Below are 12421 nucleotides of genomic sequence, written 5' to 3' on the forward strand. Positions count from 1 at the left end.
CACCCCGGGGCGGCGAGGCCGCCGCTCGTAACGGCAGGGCGCAAACCGGGCCCCGGAATCGCCGTAGCGTTACGAGCGAGCCCCGCGAAACCAGGCGCCGTCAGTGCGGCCCGGCGATCTCCTCGAGCATCTCGGTGACCAGCGCGGCGATCGGCGACCGCTCGCTGCGCAACAAGGTGATGTGGGCGAACAGCGGGTGACCCTTGAGCTTTTCGATCACCGCCGCGACCCCGTCGTGGCGGCCCACCCGCAGGTTGTCGCGCTGGGCGATGTCGTGGGTGAGCACCACCCGCGAGCCGGTGCCCAGCCGGGACAGCACCGTCAGCAACACGTTGCGCTCCAACGACTGCGCCTCGTCGACGATGACGAACGAGTCGTGCAGCGAGCGGCCGCGGATGTGGGTCAGCGGCAGCACCTCGAGCATGCCGCGGGACAGCACTTCGTCGAGCACCGCCGGGCTGGCCAGACCCTCGAGGGTGTCGAAGACGGCCTGCGCCCACGGGCCCATCTTCTCGCTCTCGCTGCCGGGCAGGTAGCCCAGCTCCTGACCACCCACGGCGTAGAGCGGACGGAAGACCACCACCTTGCGCTGGGTGCGCCGTTCCAGCACCGCCTCCAGGCCCGCGCACAGCGCGAGCGCCGACTTGCCGGTGCCGGCCTTGCCGCCCAGCGACACGATGCCCACCGACTCGTCGAGCAGCAGGTCCAGCGCCACCCGCTGTTCGGCCGAACGCCCGCGCAGCCCGAACGCCTCCCGATCGCCGCGGACCAGCTGCACACGTTTGTCCGGGTTGACCCGGCCCAGCGCGTGCGAGCTTCCGCCGAGCAACCGAATTCCGGTGTGGCACGGCAGGTCTCGCGCCTCCGCCAGGTCGATCTCGCCCTCGGTGAACAGCGCGTCGATGTCCTCGGTCGCGGTCTCGAGCTCGTGCATCCCCGACCAGCCGGAGGCCACCACGTCCTGGGCGTGGTACTCGTCGGCGGCCAGTCCCACCGCGGCGGCCTTGACCCGAAGCGGAATGTCCTTGCTCACCAAGGTGACTCGCTTGCCCTCGGCGGCCAGATTGGCGGCGCAGCTCAGGATCCGGGAGTCGTTGCTGTCGCTGCGGAAACCCGCGGGCAGCACCGCCGGGTCGGTGTGGTTGAGCTCGACGTGCAGCGAACCGCCTTGCGTCCCAACCGGAATCGGCTGATCCAGCCGTCCGTGCAGCAGCCGCAGATCGTCGAACAGACGCAGCGCCTGGCGGGCGAACCATCCCAGCTCGTGATGGTGGCGTTTGGCCTCCAGTTCGCTGATCACCACCAGCGGGACCACCACCTCGTGTTCGGCGAACCGGCTGCACGCCCACGGGTCGGACAGCAGCACGGAGGTGTCGATCACGTAGGTTCGGATATCGGTCACGTAGCGCTCCTCGAGCGGGATGAGCCCGCGCGGACCCGCGCAGGCATGTCGACGGGAACCGCAGCACCAGGACCGGGGCCGGTCCTTCCGTTGTGGTGACGGGAGGTGCCGCCCTGGCAGCAGAGCATGACGCTGGCCATCGAGAACGACGCTACTCTCGTGGCCGCTGCGCAGCAGCGCAGGCGCGCCGACGGGTGCGCGCCGGCGCGCGAAGAAGGGTCAGCCGATGACGAACGGCTTGAGGGCGGGCTCGTCGGCCACACCCCATGCGCGGATGCGGTCGGAGATCACCTGGCGCAGGTCATTCTCGGTGAAGACGCCGGCCTCGGCGATGTTGCGCAGCTTGTCCTGGTAGGCGTCGATGTCGGCGCCGGGCACCTGCAGCTCGGCCGCGCGGGCGGCGATCGCGGCGATCGTCTCGTCGCGGGTGTATTCCAGGCAGTGCGCGACGAGGTTGGAGAAGAACAGCTCGTGGCGCCGCTCGTCCCGGGAGATCCGGTCGACCAGCCCGGACAGGATCGGCTCCTCGAGCTTTGCGGACAGGTTCTCGCAGAACACGGCGTGGCTGCGTTCGGTGAAGGCCATGTAGACCAGGGTCTCCACCTGGCTGTAGGTGTCGGCGCGGTAGCCCTTCATCACGTACTGCACGCGGGCCTCTTCGTTGGCGGTGGGGTCGACCTCGCGGGTCACCACCAGGTAATTCCGCAGCGCAATGGCGTGCAGGTGCTCCTCGGCGGTCCACCGGCCCAGCCAGCGGCCCCAATAGTCCTCGAGGATGAAGTGCTCGACGAGCTCGCGGTGGTGTGCGGCCAGGTTGTCCTTGAGCAGCAGCATGATCTCGCAGGCGTCCGTCAGCGGCCTCGGCAGCGTGGCCGACGACGGATCCCAGTCGCGTCCGCCGAGGAAGGCGAAGTTCTCGCCCCGGTCGTACGGCACGTAGTCGTGGGCGAACCAGAGTTCCTCGGTGGACAGGTGTCGATCCATGTTGGCTTCGACAACCGGCTCGAGTTCCAGGGTCAGCGCGTTAGCGACAGGTCTTTCGGCCATGGAGATAACTGTAACTTGCGTACACAGGTTCGTGAAATCGTCCGCGCCGCCGCGGGCAAAGTGGTGACTTTGGTCCCCAGCGGCCGGCTACCGGCCGACCAGCGACCAGTCTTCGAGGCCCTCGTAGAGCGGGAAATCCCTGGCCAGCCGGGTGACCCGGTCCCGCAGCGCCGCCAGATCGGCCCCGCGGCCACCCGCCAGCGCGGTGGCGATGACGTCGGCGACCTCACTGAACTCGGCGTCCCCGAAGCCCCGGGTGGCCAGGGCCGGCGTGCCCACCCGCAACCCGGAGGTGACCATCGGCGGCCGGGGATCGTTGGGCACGGCGTTGCGGTTGACGGTGATGCCGATCTCGTGCAGCAGGTCCTCGGCGGCCTGGCCGTCGAGCTCCGAGTTGCGCAGGTCGACCAGCACCAGGTGGACGTCGGTGCCGCCGCTGACCACCGACACGCCGGCAGCCGCCACGTCGGCGCCCGACAGCCGCTCGGCGAGGATGCGCGCCCCGGACAGGGTGCGCCGCTGCCGGTCGGCGAACTCTTCCGTGCCGGCGATCTTGAGCGCGACGGCCTTGGCGGCGATGACGTGCATGAGCGGGCCGCCCTGCTGGCCGGGGAACACCGCGGAGTTGATCGACTTGGCGTACTCCTGCTTGCCCAGGATCAGGCCGGAGCGCGGGCCGCCGAGCGTCTTGTGCACGGTGGTGGACACCACGTCGGCGTGCGGAACCGGGGACGGGTGCAGCCCGGCGGCGACCAGGCCCGCGAAGTGTGCCATGTCGACCCACAGCTTGGCGCCGACCTCGTCGGCGATCGACACGAACGCCGCGAAGTCCAGCACCCGCGGGTAGGCCGACCAGCCGGCGATGATGACCTTGGGACGGAACTCGAGGGCCTTGGCCCGCACCGCGTCCATGTCGATCAGGTGCGTGGTCGGGTCGACGCCGTAGAAGCCGACGTCGTAGAGCTTGCCGGAGAAGTTCAGCTTCATGCCGTGCGTCAGGTGCCCGCCGTTGGCCAGGTCCAGACCCAGCAGCCGCTCCCCCGGCGTCATCAGCGCGTGCAGCACGGCCGCGTTGGCCTGGGCACCCGAATGCGGCTGCACGTTGGCGAAGTCGGCGCCGAAGAGGGCCTTGGCCCGATCCCGGGCGATGTTCTCCACCACGTCGACGTACTCGCAGCCGCCGTAGTAGCGGCGGCCGGGCAGCCCCTCGGCGTACTTGTTGGTCAGCACGCTGCCCTGGGCCTGCAGCACCGCGCGCGGGACGAAGTTCTCCGAGGCGATCATCTCCAGCGTGTCGCGCTGGCGGCCCAGCTCCTGACCCAGCAACCCGGCGATGTCGGGGTCGATGTCGGCGAGCGGCGCCGACATCAGCGACGCCGTGTCGGATGCGGTGGGGCGAGCGTCAGGTGCAGCAGTCACGGCGCCAGTCTATCCAGGGCCGGCTTTTCGCCAGCCCTGCCGTCGGGCGCGGGCGAGCCCCTGCCACACTTGCACTATGCCGCGGCTTAGCGAGCCGAGCCCGTATGTGGAGTTCGACCGAAAGCAATGGCGTGCGCTGCGTATGTCCACGCCGCTGGCCCTCACCGAGGAGGAACTGGTCGGCCTGCGCGGTCTGGGCGAACAAATCGACCTGCTGGAAGTGGAAGAGGTCTACCTGCCGCTGGCCCGGCTCATCCACCTTCAGGTGGCCGCCCGGCAGCGGTTGTTCGCCGCCACCGCCGAGTTCCTCGGCGAACCTCAGCAAAACCCGGACCGGCCGGTGCCGTTCGTCATCGGGGTGGCCGGCAGCGTGGCCGTCGGCAAGTCAACCACCGCGCGCGTGCTGCAGGCGCTGCTGGCCCGCTGGGACCACCACCCGCGGGTGGACCTGGTGACCACCGACGGGTTCCTGTACCCGAACGCCGAGCTGGACCGGCGAAACCTGATGCACCGCAAGGGATTTCCGGAAAGCTACAACCGCCGGGCGCTGATGCGGTTCGTGACGTCGGTCAAGTCCGGTTCGGACTACGCCTGCGCGCCGGTGTATTCGCACCTGAAATACGACATCATCCCGGGGGCCAAGCACGTGGTCCGCCATCCCGACATCCTGATCCTGGAGGGCCTCAACGTCCTGCAGACCGGGCCCACCCTGATGGTGTCGGACCTGTTCGACTTCGGCATCTACGTCGACGCGCGGATCGAAGACATCGAGCAGTGGTACATCTCGCGGTTCCTGGCGATGCGCAGCACCGCCTTCGCCGATCCCGAGTCGCACTTCCACCACTACGCGGCGCTCAACGACACCAAGGCGGTGGCCGCGGCCCGGGAGATCTGGCGCTCGATCAACCGGCCCAACCTGGTGGAGAACATTCTGCCCACCCGGCCGCGGGCCACCCTGGTGCTGCGCAAGGACGCCGACCACTCGATCAACCGGCTGCGGCTGCGCAAGCTGTGAGCCCGGCGCCGGCCAGCGTCAGGCCGTCTCGAGCCGGCGCACTCCCGCGTATTGCACGGCGGCGAACGCCGCCGTGTAGGCCGCGCTGGCCAGCGTGAGGGCGACTCCGGCGCCGGTCAGCGGCAACACGCCGGCGGCCACGATCGCGGCCAGCGTGAACACCGCGTTGGCCGCCACGATGCTGATACCCGCGCGGCGCAGGTCCGCCAGCGCGCCCAGGCTGAACACCACCAGGCCGTAGAGCACGAAGAAGGCTCCGCCGATGTACTCCTGGAACGAGGTCAGGCCGGTCAGCGACGAGAGCGGATCGGCGGCGACGGCGACGGCCAGACCGCACAATCCGGTCAGCGTGGCGTCGGCGCGCACCGCGAAACGCAACAGCGAGTCGGTCGAGTCGTAGAGGGGCCGGACGGTGACGCCGGATACCCCGGAAACAGTGCTCATGTGATTACTCCTCGCAATGGCGGGTTGGTGTCGAACAGGTTTGAGCGTGCCGCCGGAGCACTGCCATATCGACTCGTGGCGCTGCCAACTGCTGCCACGAGTTGTATGACCAGCTGGTTCACCCGGCTATTCCCGTCAGCGGGTAAATATTTGACACGCGCCAGTCCGTGTCGGCTAGTGGCCTGGTCACGGGCGCGGGGCACAGCGCTGTGCCGTCCGGCGACCGCGGTGACTGCAGTACCCGTTCTACTCGCTGGGAACCGGGACCCGCCCGCAAAGGTCGGCGGCGATCAGCCGGGCGGCGGCGTTCTGCCAGTTGTGCAACGAGCGCTGGGGAACCTCGGTGACGAACCACTGCCAGGCCTGCCGAGCCGTCGGATCCAGGCCCGACGCGGTGGCGTTCTGGGCGTAGGCGCGCACCCCGACGACGTAGGGGAAATACAGCGAGTTGTAGTGGCGCCACTCCTCGGTGGTCCCGAAGTCGCCGCCGTCGCGCGGCTTGAGCCGGGCGATGGCGTCGGCCAGCACGGCCTTGAGCTCGGTGGCCCGCTCGATCGGCTGGTCGGGGGCCCCGCGGGCGGCCAGCCGCTCGTCGATCACCGGCAACGCGGTCAGCGGGCTGGCGACCAGCTTGGTCAGATCCCCGTAGTGCCCGAGTGCCCGACGGGTGAGCCTGGCGAAGGTGACGTCGTCGACGCCGTCCAGCGGATGCTCCTGGCGCAGCGGCAGCGCCGCGCCGGTGTGCCGCAGCGCGGCCCGATCCGCCCGCAGCGCAGGCGATTTCGAGAACGCCAGCCGGTCGAGCAGCCCGGCCAGCGGATCCGCGAGCACCTGCACGGTGATCGCGATCGCCAGGCTGGTGAACAGCAGCACGGTCAGCGCGGTCCGCGCGCCGGGATCGGCGCGGGTCACCGCCAGCCCGATCAGCGCCTGGCCGCCGAACAGCACGGCCACCGCCACCGAACCGGCGAACGAGCGCAGCATGTCGGCGCGCAGCGCGTGCCCCTCGTCGAACGCGTCCCACAGCGCGACGGCGACGCCGAGCCCCAGCACGTCGCAGCTCGTCGAGGCCAGCGCAAGCCAGCTGGGCACCAGGCCCAGCGGAATGATCAGGATCGCGTTGGCCAGCGCGAAGAACAAGGTGGCGGTGACGGCCAGCCCGACGGCCGGCCGGGGCCGCCGCGGCCGGCGCAACGCGACGGCCATCGCGGCCAGGGTCGACACCGAGATCGCCGCCATCATCAGCCAGTGGCCGGGCCGCAGCGGCCCGTCCACGCTGCCGGCCAGCGCCGCGCCGAGCAGCGTCAGCGCCGCCACCCCGGCCACCAGCAGCACCTCGCGGGTGCGGCTGCGCCAGCCGTCGGGGGGCCGGGACAGCTCCACGAGCACCGCGAACCAGGCCACGCCGGGCACCGCCGTCAGGTAGATCTCGACGCGGCTCAGCAGCGGGGCGTGCGCGGGACTGGCGGTGCGGACCGCGTCCAGCCCCACCACGAGCGCGAACCCGCACAGTCCGATGGCCGCCAGCACCAGGACGGGTTTGCGCGGATCGCGGGCGGCCAGATACAGGCCCAGCCAGGCGCTCAGCGTGAACACCACCGCCGACAGCGCAGCCATGCACCAAGTGTGGCACGCAGGTCGAGTGGTGCTTAAGGCCTTCTGGGCGGCAGGTTATTTGCCGTAGCGGCGGTGCCGCTGGCTGTAGTCGCGCAGCGCCCGCAGGAAGTCGACCCGGCGGAAGGCCGGCCAGTGCGCCTCGGTGAACCACATCTCGGAGTAGGCGCTTTGCCACAGCAGAAAACCCGACAGCCGTTGCTCGCCGGAGGTGCGGATCACCAGGTCCGGATCGGGTTGCCCCGAGGTGTACAGGTTTTCCGAGATCGCGTCGACGGTGACCGCGTCGATCAGCTCTTCGGCCGTCGCCCCATTGGCCAGTTCCTTGCTCAGCAGCGAGCGCACGGCGTCGACGATCTCCCTCCGGCCGCCGTAGCCGACGGCGACGTTGACGTGGAAAGACGCCTCGACCGGGGTGGACTCGACGGCGCCGCGCAGCCGACGGGCCGGCTCCTCGCCGAGCAGCTCGAGGTCGCCGACGGTGCGCACGCTCCACCGGTTGGCCGGCGCGCAGATCTCCTCGACGACGTCGGTGATGATTTCGATCAGCCCGGCCAGCTCGTCGGGGTCGCGCTGCAGGTTCTCCGTGGAAAGCAGGTACACCGTGGTCATCTCGATGCCGGCTGCCTGACACCAGCGCAGCATCTCGGCGATCTTGACCGCGCCCATCCGGTAGCCGTAGCTGACGTCGTCGTACCCGGCGTCGCGCGCCCAGCGCCGGTTGCCGTCGCACAGCACCGCGATGTGGCGGGGCAGGTCGGCCTTCGCGGCACCGAGCTCCTGGCGCAACCGCATCTCGTAGATGCGGTACAGCGGCTCCTTGAGTCGCGGCGGAATGATTTCCACGAACACACACCCTACTGCCAGCGGCGATCGTTTCACCGGTGCCGATTTCGGCCGCGTCGTGCGGGCCGTCGCCGCACAGCTCGCGACGGCGCCGCGGCCGTTCCTGGCTACTCTGACTGGTGAGCAGCCGCTGGCCGCATCCCTTGCATCCCTATCCGGCAGACCACCCCCAGGAGACATGAGCAGCCAGACCAGCACCGCCCCCAACCCGGAGCCCGATCACGAGGCGATCGTCCCGGGCAACACCGTCGAGCAGCTCGTCGAAGGCGCCGCCCAGGTTCTGGGCAAGCCGCGGATGCGCGGCTGGATCCACTTCTACTCGGCGTGGCTGGCCGTCATCACCGGCGCCACGCTGGTGTCGGTGTCGTGGGCGGCCGCCTCGCCGCGCGCCGGGCATTCGACGCTGATCTACGCCGCGGCCACGGTGGCGCTGTTCGCGGTCAGCGCCACCTATCACCGGGTGAAGTGGAAGACCGAGGCCGCCCGCACCCGGATGAAGCGGCTGGACCACTCGATGATCTTCGTGTTCATCGCCGGCAGCTACACCCCGTTCGCCCGGCTGGTGATGCCGCAGAACACCGGGGTGGTGGTGCTGTGCATCGTGTGGGGCGGCGCGCTGGCGGGCATCGCGCTCAAGGTCTGCTGGCCGACGGCGCCGCGCTGGCTGGGGGTGCCGCTGTACCTGCTGCTGGGCTGGGTGGCCATTTGGTATGCGCCGACGATCCTGCACCAGGCCGGGGTGGCCGCGATGGTGCTGCTGGCGGTGGGCGGGGTGCTCTACAGCGTGGGCGGCATCTTCTACGCGCTGCGCTGGCCGGATCCGTGGCCTAGCACGTTCGGCTACCACGAGTTCTTCCACGCCCTCACCGCGATCGCGGCGATCCTGCACTACATCGCCATGTGGTTCGCCGTGTTCTACACCGGCGACCATGCGTGGCTGGCCACGCCCTGATCGTCCGGGTTACGGCCGGCTGACGTCGTCGTCCGGGGACCAGTAGGCCTTCATCGCGGCGACCTTCCCGTTGCCGTCGAACACCATCACGTCGATCGGCTCGATCACCATCCGGTGCTCGCCGGCGGTCACGGTCAGCCGGAAGTGGAACGCCGCCTCGTTGCCGGCCACCCGCAGCGTCAGCAGCTCGCATTCGCGCTGCAGGTTGTCGAGCGCGGAGTAGAAGCCGTGGATGGCCTGGCGGCCGATGTGCACCTCGCCGCCGACCGGGTCCTCGACGGTGGCGTCGTCGGCGTACAGCTCGACCAAGTCGTCGGCGCCGCCCTTGGCGACCAGTTCGATGTAGCGGTGGACCGTGTTCCTGATCGCGTCGGTCTTGGCGTCATTCGGCATGCGACGCAGGGTATCTCGCGGTCAGGGCGCGGGCGCACCCAGGGCGGCGGCCAGTTCGGGTGTGCGGGTCACCGGCAGGTCGCAGACCCGGCCGCGGCATACGTAGGCGGCGTCGGCGCCGGCCACCCGGTCGCGGCCGGCCAGCAGCTCCGACGAATCCCGCGGGCCGCCCACCACGATCGCCCCGCCGGGCGCCAGCCGTCGCGCGTCGGCCAGCAGCGCCGAGCGGGCGGGGTCGCAGGCCACCGCGATCTGCAGCGGCCCGCGCACCGCGGCCTCGGCGACGGCCAGCCAATGCCCGGCCGTGCGCGGGGCGCGTTCCAGCAGCACTGCCTGCGCGCGCAGCGCGTCGGTGGCGGCGTGCAGGTACCGCTCGGCGCGCTGGCCGCCGACCAGGTGCGCGGCGGTCAGCAGGGCTTCGGTGACCGACGACGCGCCCGACGGGGTGGCCCCGTCCAGCGGGTCGGCCGGCCGCAGCATCAGCCGCTCGGCGTCGTCGGCGGTGTCGAACCAGCGGCCGGGCCGCTGCAGATCGGCGAAATGCGCCAGGGCGGTGTCGAGCAGGTCGGTCGCGGCGGTCAGCCAGCTGTCCTCGGCGCTCAGCTGATACAGCGCCAGCAGGCCGGTGGCCAGCATCGCGTAATCCTCGAGGATGGCGGCGCTGTCGCCGACCACCCCGCCCAGGCTGGCCCGTCGCAGCCTGCCGTCGACGACGTGCAGGTCGAGCAGAGACCGTGCGCAGCGCCGGGCGGCGTCGGCGAGCCCGGAGTCGTCCAGCGCGACGCTGGCCTCGGTGAAAGCGGTGATGGCCAAGCCGTTCCAGGACGTGACGACTTTGTCGTCGCGGCCTGGCTGGATTCGGCTGCGCCGGGCGGCCAGCAACGCCGCGCGCACCCGGTCGAACCGCGGGGTGTCCGGCGGGTCCGCGGGCAGCCGCAGCACCGAGCTGCCGTGCTCGAACGTTCCGGTCTCGGTGACCCCGAAAACGGCTGCGGCCCAACGCCCGTCGTCGGGCCCGAGCACCTCGGTCAGCTGTGCCGGCGTCCACACATAGGTCGAGCCCTCTCGGCCGTCGGCGTCGGCGTCCAGCGACGAGGTGAACATGTCGCCGTCGGCGAGGTCGTCGAGCAGAAACCGCGCGGTCTCGGCCGTGACCCGCGCCGCCAGCGGGTCACCGGTGCGGCGGGCCCAATGCGCGTAGACCCGCAGCAGCAGCGCGTTGTCGTACAGCATCTTCTCGAAATGCGGTACCACCCAAGCGTTGTCGACGCTGTAGCGGGCGAAGCCGCCGCCCAGCTGGTCGTAGATCCCGCCGCGGGCCATCGCCGCACCGGTGTGCGCCACCGCCTGCAGCACCGCTGCTGACCCGGTGCGCTCGTAGCTGCGCAGCAGCGCCTCCAGCAGCGCCGACGGCGGGAATTTGGGGGCGCCGCCGAACCCGCCGTGCACCGTGTCCCGGTCGGCGATGATCGCGGCGACGGCCTCGTCGCACAGCGCCGCCGCGAGGTCCGCACCGCCCGCGGGCAGCCCGGAGGTCATCTTGCGCAGCTCGCCGGCGATGCGGTCCGACGCCTCCTCGACCTCGCCGCGGCGCTCCCGCCAGGTGGCCGAGACAGCCGAAAGCAGTTGCAGGAAGGCGTCTTTGGGATAGTAGGTGCCGCAGAAGAAGGGCCGGCCGTCCGGTGTCAGGAAACACGTCATCGGCCAACCGCCGTGCCCGGTCAGGGCGACGGTGGCGTTCATGTACACCGCGTCGATGTCGGGGCGTTCCTCGCGGTCGACCTTGACGCAGACGAATCCGGAGTTCATCGCCGCGGCCACGTCGGGGTCTTCGAACGACTCGTGGGCCATGACGTGGCACCAGTGGCAGGCGGCGTACCCCACCGAGAGCAGGATCGGCACGTCGCGGGCGGCGGCGTCGGCCAGTGCCTGCGGGGTCCACTGCTGCCAGTGCACCGGGTTGTCGGCGTGCTGACGCAGATACGGGCTGGTCGCCCGCTCAAGGGTATTCGTGGCCGACGGGTCAGCCGGGCTCATCGCCGGATCCCGGGGGTCGCGGTGACCCGTTGGCCTGGTCCGGGCCGGGATCGGCGTCCGGTGCGCCCTCCGCGTCGACCGCGTCGGTGCCCTCGTCGGCGGCCTGATCCGGCTCGGGGTGTTGGGGGTCGAACGATTCGGGCACCTTGCGCAGTTGCCGGTTCATCGACCGCAGCAGGAACAGCGTGCTGATCAACAGCAGCACGACGATCAGCAGCCCGACCGGGCTGGCCTTGCCGAAGTCGGGTCCGGTGTGGTGCGGTGCGCCGTCGGCCACCGCACCCGCCAGCACCAGGAGGTGGTTCACGCGTCGGGCTCGATTCCGGCGAACAGGTCGTCTTCGGGCAGCCGGACCGGGACCCGGGAGCGGGCCAACTCGAATTCCTCAGTGGGCCAAAGCCGTTGCTGCCATGCGATGGGGGCGGCGAAGAAGTCGTGGTCCGGGTCGATCTGGGTGGTGTGCGCCCGCAGCGCGTCGTCGCGCTGGCTGAAATAGGCCGAGCATTCCACGCGGGTGGTGACGCGGGACTCGAACGGGTCGTGGGCGGGATCCCAATGCTCGAGCCACTTCTTGAACGGCGGTTCGTGACCGTGTTTGACCGCTTCGTCGTGCAGCAGCTGCATCCGCGCCCGCAGGAAGCCGTGGTTGTAGTACAGCTTGGACACCGTCCACGGCTCGCCGGCGTCCGGGAAGCGCCGGTAGTCGCCGGCCGCCTCGTAGGCGCCGACCGAAACCTGGTGGCAGCGAATGTGATCGGGATGCGGGTAGCCGCCGGTTTCGTCGTAGGTGGTCATCACGTGCGGCCGGAACTCGCGGACCACGCGGACCAGCGCCTCGATCGCCTCCTCCAGCGGCACCAGCGCGAAGCATCCCTCGGGCAGCGGCGGCGGCGGGTCGCCCTTGGGCAATCCGGAGTCGACGAACCCCAGCCAGGTGTGCTCGACGCCGAGTATCTCGGCTGCCTTGGCCATTTCGTCGCGCCGGATTTCGGCGATGTGGCCGTGCACCTCGGGCAGGTCCATCGCCGGGTTGAGGATGTCGCCGCGCTCGCCGCCGGTCAACGTCACCACCAGTACCCGATGGCCCTCGTCGGCGTAGCGGGCCAGGGTCGCCGCGCCCTTGCTGGACTCGTCGTCGGGATGGGCGTGCACCGCCATCAACCGCAATTCGCTCACGTGCTCCCTTGTCGCTTCCGGTGGTCGCCCGATCTGACCCTATAATTCCAGTTCCGCATCCGTGCCCGCTGCCGGC

12 protein-coding genes are annotated in these 12421 nt (G+C 70.4%); 2 read left to right on the plus strand and 10 right to left on the minus strand.

Going from position 1 to position 12421, the window contains the following annotated elements; genetic code table 11:
* Window positions 1–100 precede the first annotated feature (100 nt).
* The 3 genes from NF20_RS13790 to glyA all read right to left on the minus strand — a co-directional run bounded on the left by NF20_RS13790 (window position 101) and on the right by glyA (window position 3817).
* Window positions 101–1402 (minus strand): PhoH family protein, encoded by a 1302-nt coding sequence (locus tag NF20_RS13790; protein WP_009975376.1) that lies wholly within the window; start codon window positions 1400–1402, stop codon window positions 101–103.
* A 219-nt stretch (window positions 1403–1621) separates the two neighbouring features.
* Window positions 1622–2449 carry an acyl-ACP desaturase gene (locus NF20_RS13795; protein WP_019732256.1) on the minus strand — a complete coding sequence of 276 codons (828 nt, stop codon included), beginning with the start codon at window positions 2447–2449 and terminating at the stop codon, window positions 1622–1624.
* A gap of 87 nt (window positions 2450–2536) precedes the next feature.
* The gene (gene glyA / locus NF20_RS13800) at window positions 2537–3817 is read right to left on the minus strand and encodes a serine hydroxymethyltransferase (RefSeq protein WP_033710966.1); all 1281 of its coding nucleotides are present in this window, start codon (window positions 3815–3817) and stop codon (window positions 2537–2539) included.
* A gap of 127 nt (window positions 3818–3944) precedes the next feature.
* Here glyA and coaA point away from each other — a divergent pair, with 127 nt between their 5' ends.
* Window positions 3945–4883: a type I pantothenate kinase gene (gene coaA / locus NF20_RS13805; protein WP_003875370.1), complete on the plus strand. Its 939-nt coding sequence runs from the start codon at window positions 3945–3947 to the stop codon at window positions 4881–4883.
* Between the two features lie 18 nt (window positions 4884–4901).
* Here coaA and NF20_RS13810 read toward each other — a convergent pair whose 3' ends face one another.
* The 3 genes from NF20_RS13810 to NF20_RS13820 all read right to left on the minus strand — a co-directional run bounded on the left by NF20_RS13810 (window position 4902) and on the right by NF20_RS13820 (window position 7787).
* Window positions 4902–5327, minus strand: coding sequence for a hypothetical protein (locus NF20_RS13810; protein WP_023897330.1), 426 nt, complete (start codon window positions 5325–5327; stop codon window positions 4902–4904).
* A gap of 246 nt (window positions 5328–5573) precedes the next feature.
* A complete protein-coding gene (locus tag NF20_RS13815; protein WP_033710967.1) occupies window positions 5574–6944 on the minus strand; it encodes a hypothetical protein in 1371 nt (456 codons plus the stop codon).
* Between the two features lie 54 nt (window positions 6945–6998).
* On the minus strand, window positions 6999–7787 hold the full coding sequence (locus tag NF20_RS13820) for a (2Z,6E)-farnesyl diphosphate synthase (protein WP_003878551.1): 789 nt from the start codon (window positions 7785–7787) through the stop codon (window positions 6999–7001).
* Between the two features lie 178 nt (window positions 7788–7965).
* Between NF20_RS13820 and trhA the strand changes: the two genes are divergently transcribed.
* Window positions 7966–8739 (plus strand): PAQR family membrane homeostasis protein TrhA, encoded by a 774-nt coding sequence (gene trhA, locus NF20_RS13825; RefSeq protein ID WP_003875366.1) that lies wholly within the window; start codon window positions 7966–7968, stop codon window positions 8737–8739.
* Between the two features lie 9 nt (window positions 8740–8748).
* Here the strand turns inward: trhA and NF20_RS13830 are convergent, their stop codons facing one another.
* From NF20_RS13830 to mca, 4 genes are read right to left on the minus strand one after another with little or no spacing between them, the layout of a single operon-like run.
* Complete coding sequence (locus tag NF20_RS13830) at window positions 8749–9132, minus strand: nuclear transport factor 2 family protein (protein WP_003875365.1); 384 nt, start codon at window positions 9130–9132, stop codon at window positions 8749–8751.
* A gap of 21 nt (window positions 9133–9153) precedes the next feature.
* Window positions 9154–11169, minus strand: coding sequence for a thioredoxin domain-containing protein (locus NF20_RS13835; RefSeq protein ID WP_033710968.1), 2016 nt, complete (start codon window positions 11167–11169; stop codon window positions 9154–9156).
* Window positions 11156–11476 carry a hypothetical protein gene (locus tag NF20_RS13840; RefSeq protein ID WP_023868508.1) on the minus strand — a complete coding sequence of 107 codons (321 nt, stop codon included), beginning with the start codon at window positions 11474–11476 and terminating at the stop codon, window positions 11156–11158. The genes NF20_RS13835 and NF20_RS13840 overlap by 14 nt, the downstream gene beginning before the upstream one ends.
* Entirely contained in the window at window positions 11473–12345 is an 873-nt protein-coding gene (gene mca, locus NF20_RS13845) for a mycothiol conjugate amidase Mca (RefSeq protein ID WP_011724002.1), read from the minus strand. The genes NF20_RS13840 and mca overlap by 4 nt, the downstream gene beginning before the upstream one ends.
* Window positions 12346–12421 lie beyond the last annotated feature (76 nt).

The organism is Mycobacterium sp. MAC_080597_8934 (assembly GCF_000523975.1).
Taxonomy (GTDB): domain Bacteria; phylum Actinomycetota; class Actinomycetes; order Mycobacteriales; family Mycobacteriaceae; genus Mycobacterium; species Mycobacterium avium.

Bases quoted from the DNA above. Each gene is read 5' to 3' on its own strand.
- trhA (WP_003875366.1), top strand. From the start codon at position 7,966: ATGAGCAGCCAGACCAGCACCGCCCCCAACCCGGAGCCCGATCACGAG.
- coaA (WP_003875370.1), top strand. From the start codon at position 3,945: ATGCCGCGGCTTAGCGAGCCGAGCCCGTATGTGGAGTTCGACCGAAAG.
- NF20_RS13815 (WP_033710967.1), bottom strand. From the start codon at position 6,944: ATGGCTGCGCTGTCGGCGGTGGTGTTCACGCTGAGCGCCTGGCTGGGC.
- NF20_RS13795 (WP_019732256.1), bottom strand. From the start codon at position 2,449: ATGGCCGAAAGACCTGTCGCTAACGCGCTGACCCTGGAACTCGAGCCG.
- NF20_RS13810 (WP_023897330.1), bottom strand. From the start codon at position 5,327: ATGAGCACTGTTTCCGGGGTATCCGGCGTCACCGTCCGGCCCCTCTAC.
- glyA (WP_033710966.1), bottom strand. From the start codon at position 3,817: ATGTCGGCGCCGCTCGCCGACATCGACCCCGACATCGCCGGGTTGCTG.
- NF20_RS13835 (WP_033710968.1), bottom strand. From the start codon at position 11,169: ATGAGCCCGGCTGACCCGTCGGCCACGAATACCCTTGAGCGGGCGACC.
- NF20_RS13830 (WP_003875365.1), bottom strand. From the start codon at position 9,132: ATGCCGAATGACGCCAAGACCGACGCGATCAGGAACACGGTCCACCGC.